The sequence below is a fragment of the Paenibacillus sp. FSL R7-0128 genome (assembly GCF_038002245.1).
Lineage (GTDB): Bacteria > Bacillota > Bacilli > Paenibacillales > Paenibacillaceae > Paenibacillus_AQ > Paenibacillus_AQ silagei.
The window spans coordinates 5,352,274-5,376,562 of the sequence record NZ_JBBOCD010000001.1 but is presented as its reverse complement, the minus strand read 5'-3'; the positions used below and the strand labels follow the sequence as shown (position 1 = coordinate 5,376,562).

Below are 24,289 nucleotides of genomic sequence, written 5' to 3'. Positions count from 1 at the left end.
TCAGACTTACTGGTTTGGTGTGGACTTAGGAAGCCCCATATAACCGCAAAAAACCCGCAAGGATACTCTCCTGTGCAGGCTGTTACTTTTTCTTTAGCCTATTTCAAGTTACCGCAGCTCGCTCGGTGTCCGCTGCTTGACCTGCTTGAATACACGGTTGAAGGTGCGGATATTGGTGAAGCCGCATTCCAGCGCGATATCCAGGATACTTTTGTCCGTATTAAGCAGCAGCCGCTCCGCCTGGTTGACGCGGATGCTATTCAGGTAGGCGACGTAGCTCATGCCTGAGATGCTTTTGAAGAAGCGGGAGAAATAGAACAGACTCATGTTAGCGTGGCGGGCAGCGTCGGCCAGCGTGATGGGGTGCATGTAATGGACGTCCAGGTATTCCAGCACCTCCTGCATGATCTTCATGTTCGTAATGCGCCGCTTATCCTTGTGGGGATTAACGATATCCAGCGGCAGCTGCCGCAGAATCAGGGCACACAGCTCGTGCAGCAGCCCGGTCATCAGCTGCTCGTGATGTGGAGGCTTCTGAAGATGCTCCTGCAGCAGCTCCTGCATGATCGCGGGCAGGCGGCCGCGAATTCGTGCTTCGTCCGGGCCGGACGGATGCTGCTCCAGAAAAGGGGAGGTCAGCCGCATATTAAGCGGCCAGCCGGCGGGGAACCCGATCAGCGAAGGATTGAAAATAATCATCAGCAGCTTGGACTGGCTGTTCTTGCTGTCATAATAATGAATATCCCCGCTGCTGCATACAGCCAGATCCCCGGAGTTCAAGAGCCGCGTCTCCGAGTTGATCCCCATGCGGATGGAGCCCTCCAGCACATAGACAATCTCCAGATCGTTATGCCAATGCGCCAGGAAATCTATATTGTGACTCACAAAAGCCGTGAAGGGAAACGCGGATTGATAGGTTCTGTTCTCGTGAAAAGCTCGCATGCTTACTCCTGTTCTCCACATTCCCGGCCGATGGTCAGGAAGCGGTTTCAATATTTTGCTGCTAACAGCATCATGCAACTTTAAATTTAGCAAAAAATGACCATTCCCACAAGCAAAATGACGAGCAAGAAGGCTCGTAATGGATTACAATTTCTTCAGGAAGACCTGATCTGAATCAATCTATAACCCAAACTTGGATAAATAGGACAAAAAGGAGAGGTTGATATGGCAAAGAAGGCATTGATTGTAAAAGGTGGATGGGACGGGCATGAACCGAATGAGGTAGGGGCGCTTTTTGCAGATATCCTTACGAATGAAGGCTTCGAGGTTGAAGTCTCTGATACGCTGGACAGCTTCAATGATGCGGAGGCGCTGAAGGCGCTGAACCTGATTGTACCGGTGTGGACCATGGGCGAAATCAAGGGGGAGCAGTGCTCGGCGGTTCTGGCGGCTGTGGCTTCCGGCGTAGGCATCGCGGGCTGTCACGGCGGGATGTGCGATTCCTTCCGGACCAATACGGAATGGCAATTTTTGACCGGGTCGCAATGGGTGGCGCATCCCTTCAACGATGGAGTGGATTATGAAGTGAACATCGTGAAATCCGGCTCCAGCCCGATTGTGGAAGGTATGCAGGACTTCATGGTGAAGTCTGAGCAGTATTATCTGCATGTCGATCCGGCGGTGAATGTACTGGCTACCACCACTTTTGGAATAAGCGAAGGCGAGCATTCGGCCAATGGTGTGATCACGATGCCGGTGGTCTATACGAAGAAATGGGGCCAGGGCAAGGTATTCTATAACGCGCTTGGACATCATGCGGATGTGTTCGATATCCCGGAGGCCAAGGAACTGATGCGCCGGGGCTTCTTGTGGGCAGCTAAATAAACGAAGGACAAGGTGGGATACAGCGTGCGTAAAGTTAAAATTGGGATTGTTGGCTGCGGGAATATCAGCGGCATTTATTTTGAAAATTTGACCGGAACCTTCAAGAATACGGAAGTCTACGCCTGTTCGGATCTTAATCTGGAGCGGGCGCAGCAGGCGGCAGAGCAGTACGGAGTGCCGAATGTCTGGACAACAGCGGAGCTGCTGGCTTCGGATGAGATTGAGATTGTTGTGAATCTGACGACGCCAAATTATCACTTCGAGGTGTGTAAGCAGGCGCTGCTCGCAGGCAAGCATGTCTATGTGGAGAAGCCGCTGTCGTTGTCGCTTGAGAACGGAACCGAGCTGGTCGCATTGGCAAAAGAAAAGAATCTGTTCATCGGCTGTGCTCCTGATACCTTCCTTGGGGGTGGTCTGCAGACCTGCGCCAAGCTGATTGCAGACGGATATATCGGCGAGCCGGTGGCGGCAACGGCCTTCATGCTCTGCCATGGTCATGAGAGCTGGCACCCGGACCCTGAATTCTACTATCAGGCCGGCGGCGGCCCGATGTTCGATATGGGACCGTATTATCTGACGGCTCTCGTATCCTTGCTGGGCCCGGCGACTACGGTATGCGGCATGACTAAGACCTCTTTCCCTACCCGGACGATCACCAGTGAGAAGAAGTTCGGCAAGGTTGTAGAGGTTGAAGTCCCTACGCATGTGGCCGGAACGATCCAGTTCGCCAGCGGAGCAGTTGCAACGATGATTACCAGCTTCGATGTCTGGCACAGCACACTGCCGCGCATTGAGATCTACGGCTCGCTGGGTACCCTGATTGTGCCGGACCCGAATACCTTCGGCGGCCCGATCCTGCTGCGCCCGGCGCATAGCTCCGAATTCAAGGAGATTCCGGTGGTTCATAGCTATGAGGGGAACAGCCGGGGCATCGGCGTAGCGGATATGGCGCGCTGCATCGAGACCGGAGAGACTCCGCGTGCGAACGGCGAGCTGGCGAATCATGTGCTGGAGATGATGCACGCCTTCCACACCAGCTCAGACACCAAGCGCTATGCAGAGCTGACCACCACCTGCGAGCAGCCTAAGCTTCTGCCGCTGGGACTGATTAAGGGATATTTGGAATAATTAATAGTAAGAGAGATATACAGAGATAAAAGAGGTACAGAAAGATACAGAGAGATTCAAAGAGGTATAAAGAGGTACAGTGAGGTAAAGAGGACTAGTAATAGGCAGCGTTCCTGTCTCCGGTATTCGGGGAGGGGCGCTGTTTTTTTATTGTTTAGGACATTATGAGAGTGCACCCGATCTCACCTGACGCGTGCTAAATATGCTAATGAGGAGCAGTAGTGCACCTCATTATGCTGAATGCCGCCAGAAGTAGACGAATGGAGAAGGGGGAGGGCAATCTGCTGCGTCCCTCGCCGCGCCATCGCTCCGTTGCTGCTGCTTGAAGCAAGTGGAAAAAGTACATGTAATTCTGCCGGAAATGTCCAGAGGCAGGGAAATGGAACATAGTAGATGCTGTTTATCCAATTAAATGCCCTCCGAAGCCTATTTGACGAAATTTAAATGTACAATTTCCACCTACTACTTATACCCGCGAGCTTCCCGGCACCCACTATCTATCAACTACCCTACCCACCCACTATCTCCCCACCCACCGACTATCTTCCCACTACCCATTTACTACTCCAACTACTAAATTACTAAATTACCCGTTAAATCATCTACTAGGTCAACCCATATTGACAACCTGTATATACAGGTTTACACTGTGTGAGGTGTTTGATCTTGTATATACAAGTGTAATGAATGACAATAAAGCGATTTTTGCTGAGGACAACACAGAAATTCTACATGGAGGTGCTAACTTTGAGCCAAGCCCGGCATTCGGAATGGTGGCGGCGGTCCACGGTGTATCAGGTATATCCGAAGAGCTTCAAGGATACGACAGGGAACGGAACAGGAGATATAAGAGGTCTGACCGAGAAATTAGATTATTTACAGGAGCTTGGCATTGATATTGTCTGGTTGCAGCCGGTGTATGTCTCGCCCGGCCATGATAACGGTTACGATGTAGCGGATTATGAGCGGATCAACCCGGAATTCGGCACGATGGAGGACTTCGACGAGCTGGTAGCGGAGCTGCACCGGCGCGGCATGAAGCTGATGACGGATATCGTAGTGAACCATACCTCAACAGAGCATGAGTGGTTCAAGCAGGCGGTCTCAAGCCGGGAGAATCCGTACCGCGATTATTATATCTGGAAGGACCCGGCGCCGGGCGGCGGAGTACCGAACAACTGGCAGTCGAAGTTCGGCGGCCCGGCGTGGCAACTGGATGAGGCGTCAGGCCAATATTATCTTACTCTTTTTGACAAGACGCAGGCGGATTTGAACTGGGAGAACCCTCAGGTCCGCAGCGCGGTGAACCAGATGATGCTGTTCTGGGCCCGCAAGGGTGTGGACGGCTTCCGCATGGATGTGATTAACCTGATCTCCAAGGACCAGCGCTTCCCGGATGATGACGGAAGTGTGCCGCCCGGAGACGGGCGGAAGTACTATACAGACGGTCCACGTGTCCATGAATTCATCAGAGCGATGTATGATGAGGTGTTTGGCCCGCATAAGCTGATTACGGTTGGCGAGATGTCCTCTACAACACTTGAACATTGCATCCGTTACTCCAATCCTGAGCGGCGGGAATTCTCAATGACGTTCAACTTCCATCATCTGAAGGTGGATTATCCGAACGGCCGGAAGTGGGAGCTGATGCCTTATGATTTCGAGGCGCTGAAACGGCTGTTCTCGGAGTGGCAGACCGGGATGCAGCAGGGCGGGGGCTGGAACGCTTTATTTTTCAATAACCATGATCAGCCGCGCGCCCTCTCCAGATTCACCGATGATGACAGGTACCGCGAAGAAAGCGCCAAGCTGCTGGCGACCACCCTGCAGGGGCTTCAGGGCACGCCGTATGTGTATCAGGGAGAAGAGATCGGGATGCCGAATCCCAAGTGGCGGGGGATCGAGGAATTCCGCGATATCGAGTCGCTGAATATGTACCGGATTCTGTGTGAGCAGGGGGCAAGCCCCGGGGAGGCTCTCGCTATCCTGCAGGAACGTTCAAGGGACAACTCCCGTACGCCGATGCAGTGGGATGACAGCGCGAATGCAGGCTTCACCACTGGTACTCCTTGGCTGAAGGTGGATGAACGTTACCCGGACATCAATGTGCAGAAGGAGCGGGAGCGGCCGGATTCGATCTTCCATCACTACCGCAAGCTGATCGTTCTGCGCAAGGCGCATGCGGTCTTCACCGACGGCATCTACCGCAGACTGGACGAAGCACATCCCGAGGTGTTTGCTTATGCACGGATGGGGGACGGCGAGGCGCTGGTGGTGGTCTCGAACTTCAGCGGCAAGGATGTCCGCTTCCGGTTCCCGGAGGAGCACTGGGCGGACTTAAATGTAGCCGGGAAGGACAGGCTTCTGCTTGCCAATACGGATGAGCATCCCTCACTGACTCAAGAGCTTCAGCTTAGTCCATATGCTTCATACCTGTGGCTGATCAGCCGGAACTAAAGGAAGCTGGACCTAAAGAAATGTACTTAAATATAGAAGCAACGCCCGCTAAGAGAAGCAACAACTGGTAAGCATTTATCAACTACGCGAGGAGTGACAATATGGCTATAGACCGCAAAAATGTTGAAGATATCGTCCGGGCGGTTGGAGGCAAGGAAAATATTGAGGTTGCAACGCATTGTGTTACCCGGCTGAGGTTCTCACTCTATGACGAGAGCAAGGTGGATTCGGCGGCGCTGGACCGCAACGACCTTGTGAAGGGACAATTTTCTTCCCAGGGACAATTCCAGATTGTTATCGGACCGGGAACGGTAGATAAAGTCTATGATGAGATGATTCAGCTGACCGGCGGCCCCCGCTCCTCCAAGGATGAGGTGAAATCAGCCGCTGCCCGCAAGCAGAACCCGCTTCAGCGGGCGATCAAGACGCTGGCCGATATTTTTATTCCCATTCTTCCGGCCATCGTAACTGCGGGTCTGTTGCTGGGGATCAATAACCTGCTGACCGGCCCGGGGATCTTCTTCAGCCAGTCACTGGTGGATGTCTATCCGCAGTGGAAGGATATTGCGGCGATCATCAATACGATTGCCAGCACGGCGTTTACCTTCTTGCCGGCTCTGATCGGCTGGGCGGCCGTGACCCGCTTCGGGGGCAGTCCGCTGCTCGGGATTGTGCTGGGTCTGATTCTGGTTCATCCAGACTTATTAAGTGCTTACAGCTATGCTAACGCTTCTACGGAAGGGACGGTTCCAACCTGGAATCTGTTCGGCTGGCATCTGGAGCGGATCGGTTATCAGGGGCAGGTCCTGCCGGTCCTGGTATCGGCCTATATTCTTGCCAGTATTGAGAAATTCCTGGATAAGCGGGTTCATGATTCGATCAAATTGCTCGTGGTCGCACCCGTGACTCTGCTGATTACAGGGTTCCTGGCCTTCACCATCATCGGACCGGTTACGTTCGGCATTGCGAATGCCATTACCTCCGGACTGATCTATGTTTTCGATCATTTCGCCATCCTCGGCGGCTTAATCTACGGCGGATTCTATTCGCTGCTGGTCATTACGGGCATGCATCACACCTTCCTGGCCGTGGATGTTCAGCTAATCGGCAGCGAAGGAGGCACGTTCCTCTGGCCGATGCTGGCGCTCTCCAACATTGCCCAGGGTGCGGCCGCACTGGCTATGATGTTCGTGATTAGAGAACAGAAGACGAAGGGGCTGGCTGTTACCTCCTCCGTCTCGGCTTTCCTTGGAGTCACCGAGCCGGCGATCTTCGGGGTAAATATCCGCTACCGTTACCCGTTCATCTTCGGGATGATCGGCTCCGCGATGGCCGGAGTGCTGCTGACCGTGAATCAGGTCCGGGCCACTTCCATTGGTGTAGGGGGAGTTCCCGGCTTCCTGTCGATCTTCCCTAACCAGTGGGGCGTATTCTTCATCGGGATGGCGATCGTACTGATTGTGCCGTTTGTTGCCACGGTGCTGTATGGCCGGGCAGTTGTGCAGCGTGCAGCGAAAAGCCCGTCAGAGGCAACAGATCTGACGGATGCTAAGCCTGCGTCCAAAAGCGGGGAACTGAACAGCCGCAGCTCCGTTCAAGGCTCGCAGGAGCCGGTGAATATTCTGGAGCTGGCCTCGCCGCTCAGCGGAACGGCAGTGCCGCTGGAGCAGGTTCCTGATCCTGCATTTGCCGAGAAGCAGATGGGTGAAGGGATTGCCATTGAACCCGCCGAGGGTAAGGTGTATGCTCCGTTTGATGCTACAGTGGCCCATGTGATTAAGAGCAAGCATGCGCTGATTCTGGAGCATGCCAGCGGAGTCCAGGTGCTGATCCATGTCGGGATCAACACCGTGTCGCTGAAGGGCAGCGGCTTCACCACACGTGCCAATATCGGCGATAAAGTGAAGGCTGGCGAGCTTTTGCTGGAATTCGATATGGAGGCCATCCGCGCCGCAGGATATCCATTAATCACTCCAATCATTATCCCCGCAGGGCAGGATATGGTGGAGCGGATTGAGGAGAAGACCGGACCGGCAACGGCGAAGCAGACAAGTATTCTGACGGTTCATCTGAAGGGTTGAGCTGAGCGGATCAGGCATACAATATAAGGAATGGAGGACAGCCCTGCGGGGCTGTTTTCTACAATTATAGAATTATATACTCTGTCCTGCAGCCAGGGCGTGTTACAATATAGGGCGGTGATGATCGATGAGAGAGAATATATTTTTGCAGATCTATACGGAATATAGCAACCGTATTCATTCCGGCCAGCTTGCGCCCGGAACCAAGCTGCCCTCCGAGAGTGAGCTGGCGGAGGCTTACCAGACTTCGCGGGAGACGGTGCGCAAGGCGCTGAATCTCCTGTTCCGTGAGGGCTACATTAACAAAATCAAAGGCAAAGGCTCGTTCGTGCTGGATATGACGCGGATGGATTTTCCTGTGACCGGGCTGATTTCATTTCAGGAAATGTCCGGGACGCTCGGGGTTACCTCGCGGACACTGGTAGAGGAGACGGTCCTGGAGCCGGCAGGCTCCCTGCTGGCCAGACAACTGCATATCGCCGAAGAGACTCAGGTGTGGAAGGTGATCCGCGCCAGAGAGATTGAAGCCGAACGGATTATTCTGGACAAAGACTATTTCCGCTCAGATATCGTCCCATTTCTGAGCAAGGAGATTGCAGAAGGCTCTATTTATGAATACCTGGAGTCTGAGCTGGGTCTTAAGATCAGTTATGCCAAAAAGCTGATTTCTGTTGAGCCCTCAACCGGGGAGGATCAGCGCCTGCTGGACCTGAAGCAATATACGCATATTGTCGTAGTGCGCAACTATGTGTATCTTGAGAATACCGTGCTGTTTCAATATACCGAGTCCCGGCACCGGCTGGACAAATTTCAGTTTGTGGATTTTGCCAGAAGGGTTAGGCGGTGAACGGTCAGGCACAGGCAGGCGAGGGAGCATTCCTGAAATAGCTGAATATGAAGCACCATAAGGCAGGGCGTTCACGTATAAACGTGCGTTCTGCTTCTTTTTTATGACTTTTTGTAGGAATTGTCGACAATTTTCGATTATTTGTGAGAATTTTGTGAGAATGATTTGCTTTTATTAGGGATAGGCTTGCATTTCAATGATGAAGAATGGAGTGAGACAATGAAGCGTAAGAAGCTGCTCGCACTGCTAATGGTGCCCACAATGATCCTGTCTATGTTTCCAGCGCCCCTGGCTGTACATGCAGATTCAGCAGATTGGGGAGCAAGGGCTGCCTATGGCGGGGAAGGCGGAACAGAGCTTTTCCTGGGAGGCAAATTCATTGAACTGGGGATAAGCAACTGGGGGAATTTCGGTACGATGGGCAGTAAGCCCGCTAATTTCCGTGGAACGAATTCCAGACCTTATCTGGGAATGAGTGCGGATCATGACGGATATGGAACAGGCAAAGATCTGCCAGTCGATTATTATTTGCCGGGAACCCCTGAAGAACGGTTCGCGGTAGGATACCAGATCGGCGGAAATACATATGCGAAGTCCAATTCAGCGCAGATGCACTCGATGGATATGCCGACCACCGTTGTAAATACCTCGCAGACGGATAAAGGAATTCTGAGTGCGACTACGGTATCTACATGGACTGACACTATGGAGATTAAGCAGGTGATCAGCTTTGGGGAGAACCAGAAATTCTACCGCAATGATGTGACTATTACCAATCTTACAGATAAGAATTGGGACGGGGCGCGGTATATGCGCTCAATGGACCCGGATAATACGGTGGATCAAGGAGGGGCATATGTCACCTCTAATATTGTGACCCACACCATTGAGGAAGATCGTGCTGCAGTCGTGAAGGCGAGTACTATTGCTGATAATGATCCGCTGTACAAGGCCTTTAATTCAAGAGCCCCAATCTTCTTCTATTCCAGTGATCCACGGGCGAAGGCTTCCGTCTTCGGGTTTACCAATACTAACCCTTATGCGCTGGAAGCTTACAACAGTCCGAAGGCGAAGAACGTGGAAGTCAAGGCTGATGCAGGGATTACCATGACCTGGGATTCTGGTGCGCTGGCTCCGAACGCAAGCAAGAAATTCACCTATTATACGAGTCTCGATGAGAGGGATTTCAGTGAAGTCATCTCTGACATTGAGCTGGATGAAGGTGCCAGCACCGAGCTGGTGGAAGCCAAGGCGAATGATGGAACCGTTACCGGCAACCAGAAGGTGAAAATAGTCGGTGCGACCCTTGCTGATTCTATTGATCCAAGCCATATCCGTATCAACAATCTGCCGGACGGACTCGATTTCGCCGTCACCCGGCTTAGTGATACCGAGCTTAACTTCACGCTGACCGGTTCAGCGGTTAATCACGGCAAGGATGCGACAACAAAGAACCTGTCCGTTACCGTCGATAAGGAGAATCTGCGGGGGATCTCCTCCGGCCTGACGACCAAGACCTTCAGTGTAACGTTCAGAGATCCTGCGGCGCTTAGCCTGAATAAAGGGATTGTATCCGAAGCGGTCTATGGCTCGGGTGAAATCACTGAGACGCTTGGCGTGACGATTACTGGCGGCAAATTCAATGAAACGATTGATGCAGCCGATGTGCAGGTGCATGGTCTGCCAGCCGGTCTTGGCACTAGCGTGACAAGAGTATCCGACACAGAGCTCACGCTTCAGTTCACCGGTGCAGCTACGGTGACCAGCGATGTCTACGGAGCTTATGTAACCGTAGCTTCCGGCAAGCTTGCCGGAAGCCCGGCGGACTTAAGCACGAACACCTTCAAATTCGATTTCTTGGACAAAGAGCCTTATCTGGTGGTCAAGACACCGCAGCTCTATGAATCGGATCTGAATGATGGCACGATCGGGGATGTGCTTGTTCTTGAACTGAAGAACGGTTCTTTCGATGAGTCGGTTATGGATGCCATCGAAGCGGTGAATTGGCCGCCGGGCCTTACGCCGGGCAAGATTACCGTGGATTCTCCGAACCAGATTACGGTGGCCATTACCGGCCAGGCTGCCAGCCATAAGACTGCTGACAGTGTGAACCGGGCAGCGGTTACGCTAGCAGGCATTCCGTCAGGAACCTTCGCTATTCTGTTCCGCTCTCCTCCGGCAGTGATTGCCGCGTCTCCTGATGTAATCCACGATGCGGGTGACGGCTCAGCGGCAGAGACGCTAACGGTTACCCTGCGTAACGGCGTATTTACAGAAGAGGTCGAAGGCGGCGTAAGTGTTAATAATATGCCTGAAGGCTTAAGCTTCAGCGTGGTGCGGGTTAGCGGCACGGTACTTGAGATTCATTTCACCGGTCAGGCGGCTGGAAAGTACGAGGCTTCTGCCTTTGCTTCAGTCACAGTTGATCCTTCTATTATTGTAGACGGGGTTAAGCCTGTGACCTCCAATAACGTTGACCTGCAGTTACCGGGTGCGGGCGCATTGGTGAAGCGTGATATGGATGCCTTAACCTGGGAATTGATCCGTAAGGACAATACCCTGCAAAGCTCTGTGCTAAGCGGACTAGATTTACCTCTAAAAGGAGCTAACAGTAGCACGATTACCTGGACCTCCACCAATGGAACGGTCGTTGCCACAGACGGCACCGTGACAAGACCTCCGTTCGAGACAGGAGATCAGCCGGTTACATTGACAGCAGTGCTGAAGAACGGGACATCCGAGCTGACCAAGACCTTCGAGCTGATTGTCAAAAAGCAGGCCGGCACCGACAAACAATCGGTAACCGAAGATACTTACCTGCTTACCTGGAATACGATCTGCGAGGAGAATGTGAAGCAGGAATCGGTAACCTCTGCGGTGTATTTGCCGGAGAATGGGACGAATGGCAGCACGATCACCTGGAGCTCTTCGGATGAAGAGGTGATTGCCACTGACGGAACGGTAACACCACCCTCCTTTTCAAAGGGGGACCGGACGGTAACCTTAACAGCGGTCATCCGTAAGGGAGACAGCGTGCTGACCAAAGAATTCGTGCTTACGGTCATCAAGCGTCCAATGACAGACGAAGAATCTGTAAATGAGACCTTGGCCAAGCTGGACTGGGACATGATTCGGGAAGATAACGAGGAGCAGGAGCAGGTCCTGACGGATCTTGACTTGATTACCGAAAGCACCAGCGGCAGCACGATCACCTGGACCTCCTCCCAGGAATCAGTTATTACTCCAGACGGTGTTGTGAAGCGCCCCGCTTATGCAGATGGAGACCAGAAGGTTACCCTGACAGCAACGGTGACCAAGGGCAGTGTGACTTATCAGAAAGAGTTCGTAGTGACTGTTAAGGCCAAGCGTGAGAGCATCGATGAACAGCTTGATGAAGCGATGAAATTGCTGAGAATTGGCTACAAAGGGCAAGATTCGGCCAAGAGTGTAACGCAGGATGTTGAGTTGATCTCGAAGGGCTACTATGACTCTGAGGTCGTATGGACGAGCCACCGCAGCGATATTGTCAGCAGCACCGGTGAGGTTCAGCGTCCGCTGAAGGATACGGTGGTAAGATTGACAGCTCGTGTGGCCAAGGAAGGCTTCTTCCGGGAGCAGGACTTCTATATTACGGTCAAAGGAACGGCTACGGTCGATCTTCCTCAGGATGAAGTGAATGTCAAGATCGGTTATGCTCCTGGAGATTCAGAGGAGTCTGTAACCCGTAATCTATTCTTGCCTAAGACCGGTGACACCGGCTCTGTCCTGACCTGGACTTCGAGTAGACCGGAGGTGCTCACGAACACTGGGCGGATTAAGAGACCGGGACCGGATGAACAGGATGTGACGGTAGAACTTACTGTGAAGCTGGCAGACCCTGACCGTCCGGGCGAGATACTGGTCAAAACCTTTACAATTGTTGTAAAAAAGCTCAGTGACCAGGAAGCGGCAGAGGAAGCGGCAAGAAGTACGGGAATCAACACGGCGGCCACTTTCGCGCCTGGTGATACGTGGGAGAGTGTCACCGAAGCCTTCGTATTGCTGCAGACCGGCAAATATGACACCAAGATCACCTGGACCTCCAGTGAAACTCCGGTAATCGCCGTCCAGCAGGATGCGGACCAGGCCAAGGGAAATGTAACTCCTCCGGTCCAGGATACGAATGTTATTCTGACCGCTACCTTTACCCGGAACGGTAAGAGTGCAGTGAAGCAATACCTGCTGATTGTGAAGGCGAAAGGCGTAGTCAAGGAAGGTGCCGTTCGTGAAGCAACGTCCAGAACAGCCGGACTGTCTACCTCTAATGACGGCAAGCCGCTGGAGCAGGGCGTGACCATTCTAAGAACGAACCTGTCTAACGGAACGAAGATTGACACCATTGTGATTGATGAGAATGAAGTGTATAACCTTGTGGAAGGCGTGAACCCGAATGACCCGGATACAGCCAACCGGAGTGTAACCATCACCCATGTGGATGATCTGTCTGCGCGCGCGGATGAAATTGCAGTTGAAATTCCATCAACGGCCGTTTCGATTCTTGCCGGGCGCAAGGCTTCACTGGATATTGTAACTGCACTCGGCTCGATCCATCTGGATGCAGCCAGCCTGGCACAGCTTGATGCGAGTGCTACCGACCTGTATTTCCGGATTGTACCGGTGAAGGACCCGCAGGCGAAGGCGAACGTCCAGAGCAACGCGATCCTGAACGGTTCTTCCAAGCTGGCACTGGCCAGTGACAAGACACTTCAGAATCTTGGGTCACCACGGGAGATTGAGACTAACTATGACAAGATCAATACGCGGATTCAGCTTCCGTTGTCAGAGTTCGCGGATCAGATTCCGCTGCAAAGCTCCGGGGTGCGCGACGCCTTCCTGGACAGCTTGCGGGTGTACGTTGAACACAGCGATGGCGAGATTACAATCTACACGCCAGAAATTGTGTATAATCGGGGCGGCGAGCCTGTAGCGCTGGAGATTCAGATTAACAAATTCAGTACCTTCCAGATTGTACGGATTACAGATAAGGCTGCGGAGCCTGTTAAAGAAACTGAACCCGCACCTACAACTGCACCTGCAACTGTCCCTGGGGTAAAAGGCGAGACAGTTCCTTCGGCCAGTGTAGAGCTGACCGCAGATCAAGTGAAGGAATTGCAGAATAAGGGCAGTGAAATTGTGATCGAGTCGAAGCTGGGCACGATTAAGCTTGACGCAGCTGCTATCGATCTGGCAGCGCTCAGCAAGCAGTTTGGACTGAAGAATGACAATCTGGGTGGTATTGTCATCACAGCTGAGCTGGCGGCATCCTCTTCTGACAGCCTGGAAGCCTTCAAGCTTGCGGCCGCGAAGCAGAAGGTACAGCCTGGTAACACTCTGGTGAACTTCTCTATTAAGGCGAAGTATCAGGGACAGACGGTACAGGTAACCAGCCACGGCTGGGCGAAGTACACGCTTGAAGTACCGGCAGATATGAAGATTACCACTGGCGTATTATACCGGGATGGTTCAATCTATCATCAGCCGACATATGTAACCGTTAAAGACGGACGTTACTACGCTACGATCAACAGCCTGGAGAGCGGAGAATTCGGCTTAATCTGGAATCCGCTGGAATTCCCGGATGTAGCGAATCACTGGGGTAAGCCGGATGTCAATGACATGGGCTCAAGACTGGTGGTAAGCGGCACGAAGGAAGCGGTCTTTGAACCGCAGCGGGCGATCACACGGGCTGAATTCACTGCCATGCTGGCAAGAGCGCTCGGCATTGTCACCCATGGGGAGCAGCCTGTTACGTTCAGCGATGTCTCCGCAGGCGGATGGTACGGGCTGGAGCTTCAGGTTGCCATCGAGAACGGTCTGATCACCGGTTATCCGGACGGAACCTTCAGACCGGACAACAATATCTCCAGACAGGAAGCCATGGCAATTGTCAGCAGAGCCTTGAGCATCACAGAACTGAAGTCTTCGCGCAGCGAAGAGCAGACTCAGCAACTGCTGAAGTCCTTCGCAGATTCCGCTTCGGTAGCCAAATGGGCGATTGCTAATGTGAAGCAGAATCTGGCAGCTGGTATTATTCTGGGCAGAGACGAGCAGCGTCTTGCGCCAAACGAGAATATTACCCGCGCCGAGGCGTCGGCTGCCATCCGAAGATTACTGATTCAATCGAATCTGATTAATCCGTAAGTATAAGCATCACATAACCATTGTATAAGCAAGATCAGGGTCGTCCCTCAAGCCAGATTATGGTTGGGGGACGGCTTTTGTTAACTTTTGAGACCACTACAGGGTAGGTGTTAAACTCCGCAAAAAATGACCATTAACTCAAGCAAAATGGCGAGCAACCGGTGTGTTTTTCCAGTACAATCAGTTGTAGGCGGAAATTGCACATTTTTTCGGGGGAAGTTCTTTAGTCTGCGCATAGGAAAGTTCAATTCGGGCTTGTAAAATAACACTAGCGATTGTAAACGCTTGCTTTCATTCCAGAGGAGGGTATGATGCATTCCATGAATGTGCGGAATCCCGTAATTGCCGGGTATTATCCGGACCCCAGTGTGGTCCGTGTGAATGAAGATTTCTATCTGATTAACAGTACCTTTGAATATTTTCCGGGTGTGCCTATCTTCCATAGCAGGGACCTGATCGACTGGACCCCGATAGGGCATGTGCTGACCCGCCAGTCCCAGCTGGATCTGCGGACGACCAAGAGCTCGTCCGGTATCTACGCGGCCACCATCCGCTATCATGCCGGGCGTTTCTACATGATTACTACAGATGTCAGAGGCATCGGCAATTTCTATGTGACTGCGGACAAGCCCGAGGGTCCCTGGTCTGATCCGATTCTGCTGCCGCACGGGGGCATTGATCCTTCCCTGTTCTTCGATGATGACGGGCGTGCCTATGTTACGGTGCAGAACGGTGCAGGCTATGAGTCGCATATTATCCAGTATGAGATTGATCCGTTGTCCGGCGAAGTGCTGTCGGAGCCGGTCAACATCTGGAGCGGAGATGACGGCCCGTGGGTCGAAGGCCCGCATCTGTACAAGATCAAGGGCGTCTACTACCTGATGACCGCCTCCGGCGGCACGGCGGGTGATCACCGGGAGATTATTGCCCGCAGCAGCAGTCCTTACGGCCCGTTCGAGGACAAGCCGGAGCCTATCCTGACCCACCGGGGACTGAAGGACCACCCGGTACAATGCCTTGGACATGCCGATCTCGTGGAGGATACATCCGGTCAGTGGTGGGCGGTCTTCCTGGGCATGCGTCCCGTGGAAGGCCGGTATTCCCCGCTGGGCCGGGAGACCTTCCTAGCTCCGGTCACCTGGACGGAGGACGGCTGGCCGATGATTGACAATAATGAAGGCACCGTTGTAGCCGCGGACGAGTCCAGCCTGGAGGAACAGGTGCGGCGCTTTACGCCAGAGGACGGCTTCGGGCCGGAGTGGGCCTTCCTCCGCGCTTATGAAGCGGAACGGTATTCCTGGACCGAGCGCGAAGGCAGTTTGACCGTGCGCGGGAATGCCTACACGCTGGACGATGAAGCGCCCGCCGTGTTCGCGTGCCTCCGCCAGCAGCATCACCGGATGGCGCTGGGCGTCAGCCTTGACTTCACGCCGGTGACCGAAGGCGAGCATGCCGGACTGGCTGCGCGGCTTAACAACCGTGGATATCTTTTCTGGGGACTTACTTGCCGCAGCGGCCGCCGGGTGATGGAGCTTGTAGTGAAGAACGGTGAGGAGCGGCAGGTTCACCAGTATGAGGTAAACGGTGAAGGTGCCGTTCAGCTTCGCCTCCGCTGCGACGGCCATTCCTACCACTGCTCCTATTCGGCAGATGGGGTGTCCTGGCATGAAGTCCCGGAGACGGTTCATGTATCGGTCCTGTCCCCGGAGGTCAACGGCGGCTTCACCGGTGTCTGCCTCGGCGTACATGCCTCGGGCAACGGTACAGAGAATGCCAGCCCTGCTTACTATGAAGGATTCTATTATTCCAATATCAAAGGAGATGCCTTATGAATCAGCAACAACCCCCTAAGCCTAACCAACCGATCGTAACTCACATCTATACAGCGGACCCGTCCGCCCATGTCTATGAAGGCAAAATCTATATCTATCCTTCCCACGATCTAGATCATGACGAGCCGAGCAATGATAACGGCGACCAGTATAAAATGGAAGACTACCATGTTCTCTCGATGGACAGCTTCGATTCTCCGGTGGTCGATCACGGCGAAGCGCTGCATGTGAGAGATATTCCATGGGCCTCCAAGCAGCTCTGGGCTCCAGATGCCGCATATAAGAACAACACCTACTATCTGTTCTTCCCGGCCCGCGACCATGACGGCATCTTCCGTCTTGGTGTAGCAACGTCGGAGTCTCCCGCAGGCCCGTTCTCCCCGCAGCCGAATTATATGGAAGGCAGCTTCAGTATTGACCCGGCCGTGCTGGTAGATGACGACAACCAGGCGTATATCTACTTCGGCGGACTCTGGGGCGGCCAGCTGGAGAAATGGCAGACCGGCAGCTTCGTGCCGGATGCGGAAGGACCGGCTGCCGACCAGCCGGCGCTTGGACCGCAAGTTGCGCTGCTTAGCGATGACATGCTATCCTTCCAGGGCAAGCCAGCCGAGATCTCGATTGTCGATGAAGACGGGAATCCGATTCTGGCCGGGGATGAAGAGCGCAGATATTTTGAAGGCCCGTGGATGCACAAATATAACGGCGATTACTACCTGTCCTACTCTACAGGAACCACGCATAAGCTCGTGTATGCAATCGGCAAGAACCCGATGGGACCGTTCACGTTCAAGGGTGAGATTCTGTCCCCGGTCATCGGCTGGACGACTCACCACTCCATTGTTCAAGTGGAAGACAAATGGTATCTGTTCTATCACGACAGCTCCCTGTCGGAAGGCGTCAACCACAAGCGCTGCGTGAAATACACCGAGCTGAAATACAACGAAGACGGCACGATCCAGAGTATCAATCCTTATCCGGATGCGGAGTAAGCTGGCGGATAAATTAATGAAGGCAAGTAACATATGAGGTAACCATGAAGCAGCTCCTAGAGGGGCTGCTTTTTGGCGTGGCAAGGGTGCGAGTGAGGCAGATGTAGGCGAAATACCGAACACAATGTGCTGGTGCGGGGCGCTCGGGCTGAATGTATACGAAAAAGCGAACACATTGGACAGGTGCGGGTGCGAGTGGGTCGGATGTGTGCGAAAAACCGAATACAATGGCGGCGACGGAGACGCGCGGGCGGATTGTAGTCGAAAAACCAAATACAACTTTTCTTTAATTTGACCAGAGAATCTTTAATTTCGCTTCTATTAGTCCCCGCATGAGCTGCTATATAGTAACCTTGATCACTATTATCCAGAAGGAAGATTCATCCGGTTATTATGAATGCGTTCTCATCAATCTGAAGAATGAGGAGAGTGAACAATGGTAGCTACATCCCGGACACACAGAATTCGTAAGCTGACTTCAGCGGTATTAGGTACAGCGCTGCTGGTGACCCTACTGCCGCAGACAGCCATGGCCGGAGACACCTGGCCGTTCAAAGGTGAAAGCGCACACGGTGCAAATCAGCCCAGCGTACACGGCTATACCAGCCAGCACATAGCGGATTGGAGTCCGCAGAGAGATCAGGACGCGGCGCTGCTGCGCTCCAGGGTTCCTTTGCAGCAGCGGATTGCACCTTTCCAGCAGACTCAGGCCAATCCGGCGCTGAATCCGGCGGTGCAGATGATGAATGTTGCGGGGGATTATGGCAATGCTTTTATCGAGAATGCCCCGTACACCAACAAGTTTGCCCAGTACCACTTCAGCTTCTGGCAGTACATTGACTATTATTCCTACTGGCACGGAACAGCGACAGCGTATACACCGCCGGAATATTACGACGATCTGGCCCAGTCTGACTGGCAGCAGAAATGGTTCGAGTTCGGCATGCTGAACATTCCGAATCCTACCTATACCGATGCCGCGCATAAGAATGGGGTTATGTCGCTGGCCGGAGTGTTCTTCTCGAACAATGACCGGGGGCAGCAGACCTATAAGCAGATGATCGTGAAGGACGCGAGCGGGAAGTTCCCGGTAGCCGAGAAAATGATTGAAATGGCCGAATACTTCGGGTATGACGGGTACTTCCTGAATCAGGAGGAGCAGAATCCGAATGTGGCGACAGCGGATATTCCCGATTATATTGCTTTTATGAAAGCGCTACAGGATGGAGGGCTGTATGTGCAGTGGTACGATTCCCTGAATACAGCCACGGGAGCCAATGTCTTCGCCAGAACCTTCAATAACAATAATATCTCCATGCTCTACGATAAAGCGGCCAACAAGCCGGTGTCGAATTCGTTTTTCTTCGATTACGGTATGGGCAGCTCGCAGATTACCTCAGCAGCGAATTACTTGAATACCTTCAATGCGGCCCAGGGGACGAGCTACAATCTCTTTGATACCGGCTTCGCGGGACTTGAAGCTGGGCGCGACCGCTTCAAGAGCGTGCAAGGCACAGCCTTGAGCAGCAAGCTGGCCGGGGGAATTCCACGGACCAGCCTGGCGACACTGGGCGCGGATTTTGTCCATGCTGGTCTGGATGAGGATATGAATCAGTCCTGGCCGGTCTCGAACCGCACGGATAACAAATACCAATGGATGACGAACCTGCGCGAGCAGCTATGGTGGTCAGGACCACGGGTAAATCCGAAGAATACAGCCGTGTCTTCCAATAATACGGTGGCCGATGTGTATGCCGATAACCGCTACTGGCCGGGGATCGCTTCGGTCATTGCCGAGCGCTCGGTAGTGAAGGATGCCAACTTCTATACCAGCTTCAATACCGGCCATGGCCTCTCCTATTACAAGGATGGAGCTGTATCCAGCGCAGCGGAGTGGTCCAATATGAGCCTTCAGGATGTTCCGGTCACCTGGCAATGGTGGCAGGATACTACAGGCAACCGCCTGAACGTGGACTTCGATTATGGTCCGGGTTATGACCAGACTGCCAATTCGCGTATGAACTACCAGCAGCTTGGCGGTTACAACGGCGGAAGCTCGCTGGCGGTGAGCGGGAATCTGAACAGCGAAAACTTCTTGCGTCTCTACAAGAGCGAGCTTGCCGTGAAGGCCAATTCCAAGCTGTCCGTTGTCTACAACAAGCCGTCTGCCGATGATGGCTCTGTGCTTAGCGCAGGACTTATCTTCCGCGACAACCCGAATCAAGTGGTGAAGGTTCCTGTTGCAAATAGCGGGAAGCATACAACGGGCTGGACCACAGCCGAGCTTAATCTTGGTGCTTATGCCGGACGGGAGATCGCGGCCTTCGGTCTGGTGTTCACCCCTGGAGCCACACAAGCAGCCAATTACCAGATGAATATCGGCCAACTGCGGATTCATGACGGCTCGGCGGTCAAGCCATCGGCTCCTGCCGGTCTCTCCATTGCCCAGGCACTGCCGGGCACGAATGAGATGATCGTGAAGTGGAGCATGGATACCGATTACTCCAAGGTGAAGCAATACAATGTATATGTGAATGATATCTATGTGGGCGGGAAGTATGATGAGACCTTCTATATCAAGAAGCTTCCGGCCAAATCCGGCGTGTTGAAGGTGGCGGCTGTAGGTGCAGACGGGCTTGAGGGCGATCCGGCCACACTGTCCTTCGACCTGAATGCTGCGGTATCCAAGGTGACTGCCGAATCCGCTGCGAATGGAGACTTCCTGGTGAAGTGGACGAATCCCGCCGCAGCCCAGGGAAGTATCAAGGTTACAGTGAAGTCGGTGAACTGGACTACCACGCCGCAGCCGGTATCGAAGGAATTGACCGTGCCGCAGGGGGCAACCTCAGCCTTGTTCCAGAATATGCCCGTTAACGGAGATGAGTATACGGTTACCGTTCAAGCCGGAAATACCGATAAAATAACCTATAACGGAACGTTCACCGACAAGGTGTCCGAGCCTTATGCAGAGAACTGGTCCTGGAACGGCAACACGCTGAACCTGCCGATGCCAAGCACCCGGGACTGGCGGTATATGTACATTAAGGAAGACGGCCAGAACCGGTCGTTCCCGGTCACCTATCTGTCCGGTACTGCGGGCATGAAGCCGATGATTATCCGCGGCCGCACGACTAAGGCTGCGCTGAGCTTCACCTCTACCGCAGCAACAGTTACAGTGGTTATGGAGGATTACAGCGGCAACAAGTCGCAGCCTGTATACCTTAAAGGCCAACCAACGCCGTAAGGCACGTTAGGGAATAGATACCGCCCATTCTGCACAACATACACAAAGCGCTCACCCTCTGGCAAAATAACAGGGGGGAGCGCTTCTTGTGTATCCCGGCTAGCCGCGCCTGCAAGGCTATCAACTATGTTAGGAGGTGAATGATGCGAAGCCTTTCGCTGTACCGCAAGTATTTTAAAGACAATATGTTCCTGCGCTTCACGCTGATCGTGTCCTGTATCTTCATAGCCACCATTATCGCCTTCTCTTATCTGGTGCTGCTGTTAATCTCGGATTCGGCGGTGCAGCGCCAGATGGATATCCAGCGCAAGAGCATGGAGAGCGTCAGCAATTATGTGGAGAACAAATATCAATCTGTTCAGGATATGCTCCGTGATGTCTATAGGGACGCGAGTCTGGCCAGTAATACGACCTTCCTGCTGGAGAATCCCTTAAGCGATTATATTGAGCACCGGCTGGACCGCTTTCTGCTGGGAGAACAGTCCACCTCGAACGCCATCCAGTATTTCCAGAACAAGATTGACGATGATCCCGATATCCGTAGCCTGATCCTGTACAGCGCCAACCAGCAGGTCATGTATTATTACGACAACCGCCGGCAGTTCGAGCGGATCTCGACCAATGCGGCGCATTCCTTCGTCCCCGATTCGATGGTTCTGGGTGAGGAGAGTGTCGTCTCTGTTCCAAACATTTGGGTGCTGAAAAGTATAGGGATGCCGACAGCCCCGCTGTTCTCGGTGAAGCTGCCGATCAACAATAAGTCCTCGCTGCTCAATATCGGCCAGCTGCTGGTCTACTTCGACTCCGAGGCGATCTGGCAGGCCATGAATAACTATAAGCAGGATTTCAAAGGCGATATCCTCGTGCTCTCGGCCCAGAATGAAGTGATCTTCGATTCATCAGGTAAGGGATACGGCCGGAAGCTGCCGAAGCTGCAAGAGATTAACGCTGGCGAGGAGTTTACGATAGAGGGAAAGGTTGTCACGAGTCTGACGCAGAGTCAGGCGGGGTATACGGTGATCAGCCTGATCTCGAAAAAGGAGCTGGCCGAGACCTACAGCAGTGCGCGGAGCACCATTGTGTCCATCGCCCTCGTCTGTATTCTGTTTGCCGTGCTGCTGCCGGCGATGTTCATTTCTAATTTTGCCAAACGGACCCACCGCATTATCCGCTTCACCCGCAAAGTCAAGAACGGGGATCTGAACACCCGGATTGTGGACGGTAAGGAAGATGAATTAGGCCAGATTGCCAAAAGCTTCAACAGCATGCTGGATGAACTGAACCAGTATATCGACCAGGTCTATAAGGCGGAAATCAAACAGAAGCATACGGAGATCGCTACGCTGGAAGCCAGGGTGAATCCGCATTTTCTGTACAATACATTAGAGGTTATCCGGATGCGGGCGATTTCGAGCGGGGCGAAGGATGTGGGGGAAATGATCTACAGCCTGTCCATGCTGTTCAAGTCGTATGTCCGTCCGAAGCAGAAATATATGTTCAAGGATGAGCTGGAGGCCTGCCGTCTGTACCTGGAATTATTCCGTATCCGCTATAAGGACAGGTTCGCATACACCATCGAATGCAGTCCAGAGCTGGAAGAGCTTCCTGTGCTCAAAATGTCGCTGCAGCCGGTCATTGAGAACTATGTTCTGCACGGCATGCGGACAGGGCAGACTGATAATGTGATCCGTATTGTGATCACAGCCGAGCCGGAGAATATCCGCGCGGTTGTTACGGATAACGGCAAAGGGATCGCGGAGGAGCGGCTGGCTCGGCTCCGCGAGGTGCTGGAGGATCACGGCGAATTGTCCGGGTCCGAGTCGTTCGGGCTGCGTAGCATTCATGAGCGGCTGAGACTGATGTACGGCAAGTCTTACGGCGTAGAGCTGGAGAGTGAGGAGGGCAGCGGAACAGTGGTTACGATTACTTTTCCATACCCGCCGAAGGAGGAGAACGCAGATGTATAAGGTGTTTATTGTGGATGATGAGCCGTTCATTCTTAGCGGCCTGCAGGATATATTGGACTGGGAAGAGCTGGGCCTCACGATTGCGGGGCAGGCGGAGAACGGGCAGGAGGCGCTGGAGCAGCTGCGGGAGATCCCCGCTGATATTCTGATTACTGATATCTCCATGCCGGTGATGACCGGCCTCGAGCTGATCCGCGCTGTCCGGGAATTCCGCCCGGATCTGAAGGTGGTGGTGCTGAGCGGCTTCGATGAATTCATGTATGTGAAGGAAGGTCTGTCGCTCGGGATCGAGAACTATCTGCTGAAGCCCATTAATCTGGAGGAATTCCAGCAGACGCTGGAGACGATTGTGGAGAAGCTGAACGTCTCCAGGCTGGATATGCAGTGGTGGGAATATACGAATTCCGTACTGAAGGATAATGTGCTGCTGCGCTGGCTGCGGGGGCAGATTGATCCGCAGGAGCGTTCCGAACGGCTGAATCTGATCGGCCTGCCGCTCAGCAGCCGTTATGTGCAGGTTGCCCTGCTGCAGGTAGAGCCGGCAACGGATACCTTCAGGAAGAGGGTATCTGATCTCGCCGGGGCAGAGGCTTCGTTCTTCATGTTCTGGGATTCGGACAATGATCTGGTGCTGATACATAACTACGAAGAAGCCTCCGCCGGAGCGGCGGAGATGGCGTTCATGCTGGAGGAGATTACCGGCTTATGCACCGGCGGTGAGAAGCTGCGCGCAGCCGTAGGCTCGCCGGTGTACGGAGTGGACGCCGCTCCCGCAAGCTACGAGCAGGCGAAGCAGGCGCAGGAGTTCCTGGAGATTCATCCGGAGCGCAGCATCATCTATTATGAGCAGCTGCGGGACCGGAAGGAGGATCTGGGGGCGGTTCTGCCGGAAGACTGGAGCGATTACGCCAAGCTCATTATGTCCAAGAATGCGGCAGGGCTGTCCGAGCAGCTGGAGCTCTATTTCTCGGCCCCCGCAATGGATGGATTAACGCCAGCGATGCTGGAGGAGATCTCGCTGGAATGGATGCTGTTCTTCCGGGTGCTGATCAAGGATATCCGCAGTGAAACGGAGCGTGAGTGTATTGCCGAGGGCTTGACGGCGATCCGCCGGGCGAATTCGTTGCCCGCACTGTCCGCTGCGCTCCGGCAGACCTCGGCAGGCATCATCGGGCTGCTGGACCGGGAGCTGAAGAGCCCGGTAGTGAACCAGGTGCTGAATTATATTGAGAAATCATACAGTGAGGACCTGTCACTGAAGAAGCTGGGCTTCATGTTCAATATTCATCCGGTATATCTGGGACAGCTGTTCCATAAGACGACCGGTGAATCCTTTGCGGAGTATATGAACCGTTACCGGATTGATAAGGCCAAGGAACAGCTCCGCTCGACGAACCTGAAGGTGCATGAAATCGCAAGAAGCGTGGGATACTGGGAAATGGGATACTTCTACAAGCAGTTCAAGAAGTATGTAGGCATTTCGCCGACGGAATTCAAGGGGCTGCTGTGAGGCGGCTCTCTTGGGCGTTACAGAAAAGAAAAGTTTCACGTTGATAACGGATTCAGTGATTTCTCGCCAGAACATTACAGCCCTTGTAAAAGATCAATAACCTGCCTTTGCGGGTAAGCTTATTTTCTTTATTTCATACCTGAAAATCTATAGTTTCTCTTCTATTTGAAACTGCTTTCATCTTATAAAGTTAAGGTATAGCTCAAGGAAATCAGCAGCCGGAT

Annotated in this window: 12 protein-coding genes; 11 read left to right on the top strand and 1 reads right to left on the bottom strand. The window is 53.3% G+C overall.

From position 1 onward, the window contains the following. Positions 1 to 108 precede the first annotated feature (108 nt). On the bottom strand, positions 109 to 942 hold the full coding sequence (locus tag NST26_RS22670) for an AraC family transcriptional regulator (RefSeq protein ID WP_340979812.1): 834 nt from the start codon (positions 940 to 942) through the stop codon (positions 109 to 111). A 225-nt stretch (positions 943 to 1,167) separates the two neighbouring features. On the opposite strand from NST26_RS22670, the gene NST26_RS22665 reads away from it, so the two are divergent. From NST26_RS22665 to NST26_RS22615, 11 genes are all read left to right on the top strand, one after another. Beyond that, positions 1,168 to 1,827 (top strand): ThuA domain-containing protein, encoded by a 660-nt coding sequence (locus NST26_RS22665; protein WP_339310665.1) that lies wholly within the window; start codon positions 1,168 to 1,170, stop codon positions 1,825 to 1,827. Positions 1,828 to 1,851: 24 nt separating this feature from the next. Then, a complete protein-coding gene (locus NST26_RS22660; protein ID WP_340979810.1) occupies positions 1,852 to 2,955 on the top strand; it encodes a Gfo/Idh/MocA family protein in 1,104 nt (367 codons plus the stop codon). A 732-nt stretch (positions 2,956 to 3,687) separates the two neighbouring features. Beyond that, a complete protein-coding gene (gene treC / locus NST26_RS22655; protein WP_340979809.1) occupies positions 3,688 to 5,412 on the top strand; it encodes an alpha,alpha-phosphotrehalase in 1,725 nt (574 codons plus the stop codon). A gap of 101 nt (positions 5,413 to 5,513) precedes the next feature. Further along, positions 5,514 to 7,493, top strand: a complete 1,980-nt coding sequence (gene treP, locus NST26_RS22650) for a PTS system trehalose-specific EIIBC component (protein WP_340979808.1) — start codon at positions 5,514 to 5,516, stop codon at positions 7,491 to 7,493. Between the two features lie 127 nt (positions 7,494 to 7,620). Beyond that, entirely contained in the window at positions 7,621 to 8,340 is a 720-nt protein-coding gene (gene treR / locus NST26_RS22645) for a trehalose operon repressor (protein ID WP_340979807.1), read from the top strand. A gap of 219 nt (positions 8,341 to 8,559) precedes the next feature. Next, on the top strand, positions 8,560 to 14,520 hold the full coding sequence (locus NST26_RS22640) for an S-layer homology domain-containing protein (RefSeq protein ID WP_340979806.1): 5,961 nt from the start codon (positions 8,560 to 8,562) through the stop codon (positions 14,518 to 14,520). 320 nt (positions 14,521 to 14,840) lie between these two features. Continuing rightward, on the top strand, positions 14,841 to 16,352 hold the full coding sequence (locus NST26_RS22635; RefSeq protein WP_340979805.1) for a glycoside hydrolase family 43 protein: 1,512 nt from the start codon (positions 14,841 to 14,843) through the stop codon (positions 16,350 to 16,352). Beyond that, on the top strand, positions 16,349 to 17,344 hold the full coding sequence (locus NST26_RS22630) for a glycoside hydrolase family 43 protein (protein ID WP_339249842.1): 996 nt from the start codon (positions 16,349 to 16,351) through the stop codon (positions 17,342 to 17,344). Before NST26_RS22635 ends, NST26_RS22630 begins: the two co-directional genes overlap by 4 nt. A gap of 436 nt (positions 17,345 to 17,780) precedes the next feature. Next, on the top strand, positions 17,781 to 20,588 hold the full coding sequence (locus tag NST26_RS22625; RefSeq protein WP_340979804.1) for an endo-beta-N-acetylglucosaminidase: 2,808 nt from the start codon (positions 17,781 to 17,783) through the stop codon (positions 20,586 to 20,588). Between the two features lie 140 nt (positions 20,589 to 20,728). Next, positions 20,729 to 22,555, top strand: a complete 1,827-nt coding sequence (locus tag NST26_RS22620) for a sensor histidine kinase (protein WP_340979803.1) — start codon at positions 20,729 to 20,731, stop codon at positions 22,553 to 22,555. After that, entirely contained in the window at positions 22,548 to 24,065 is a 1,518-nt protein-coding gene (locus tag NST26_RS22615; RefSeq protein WP_340979802.1) for a response regulator transcription factor, read from the top strand. Before NST26_RS22620 ends, NST26_RS22615 begins: the two co-directional genes overlap by 8 nt. Positions 24,066 to 24,289: the final 224 nt, after the last annotated feature.

What these genes read in the sequence shown, in the direction of transcription:
- treC (WP_340979809.1), top strand. Translation starts at nt 3,688, where the DNA reads ATGGAGGTGCTAACTTTGAGCCAAGCCCGGCATTCGGAATGGTGGCGG.
- NST26_RS22665 (WP_339310665.1), top strand. Translation starts at nt 1,168, where the DNA reads ATGGCAAAGAAGGCATTGATTGTAAAAGGTGGATGGGACGGGCATGAA.
- treR (WP_340979807.1), top strand. Translation starts at nt 7,621, where the DNA reads ATGAGAGAGAATATATTTTTGCAGATCTATACGGAATATAGCAACCGT.
- NST26_RS22615 (WP_340979802.1), top strand. Translation starts at nt 22,548, where the DNA reads ATGTATAAGGTGTTTATTGTGGATGATGAGCCGTTCATTCTTAGCGGC.
- NST26_RS22635 (WP_340979805.1), top strand. Translation starts at nt 14,841, where the DNA reads ATGAATGTGCGGAATCCCGTAATTGCCGGGTATTATCCGGACCCCAGT.
- NST26_RS22620 (WP_340979803.1), top strand. Translation starts at nt 20,729, where the DNA reads ATGATGCGAAGCCTTTCGCTGTACCGCAAGTATTTTAAAGACAATATG.
- NST26_RS22640 (WP_340979806.1), top strand. Translation starts at nt 8,560, where the DNA reads ATGAAGCGTAAGAAGCTGCTCGCACTGCTAATGGTGCCCACAATGATC.
- treP (WP_340979808.1), top strand. Translation starts at nt 5,514, where the DNA reads ATGGCTATAGACCGCAAAAATGTTGAAGATATCGTCCGGGCGGTTGGA.
- NST26_RS22630 (WP_339249842.1), top strand. Translation starts at nt 16,349, where the DNA reads ATGAATCAGCAACAACCCCCTAAGCCTAACCAACCGATCGTAACTCAC.
- NST26_RS22670 (WP_340979812.1), bottom strand. Translation starts at nt 942, where the DNA reads ATGCGAGCTTTTCACGAGAACAGAACCTATCAATCCGCGTTTCCCTTC.
- NST26_RS22625 (WP_340979804.1), top strand. Translation starts at nt 17,781, where the DNA reads ATGGTAGCTACATCCCGGACACACAGAATTCGTAAGCTGACTTCAGCG.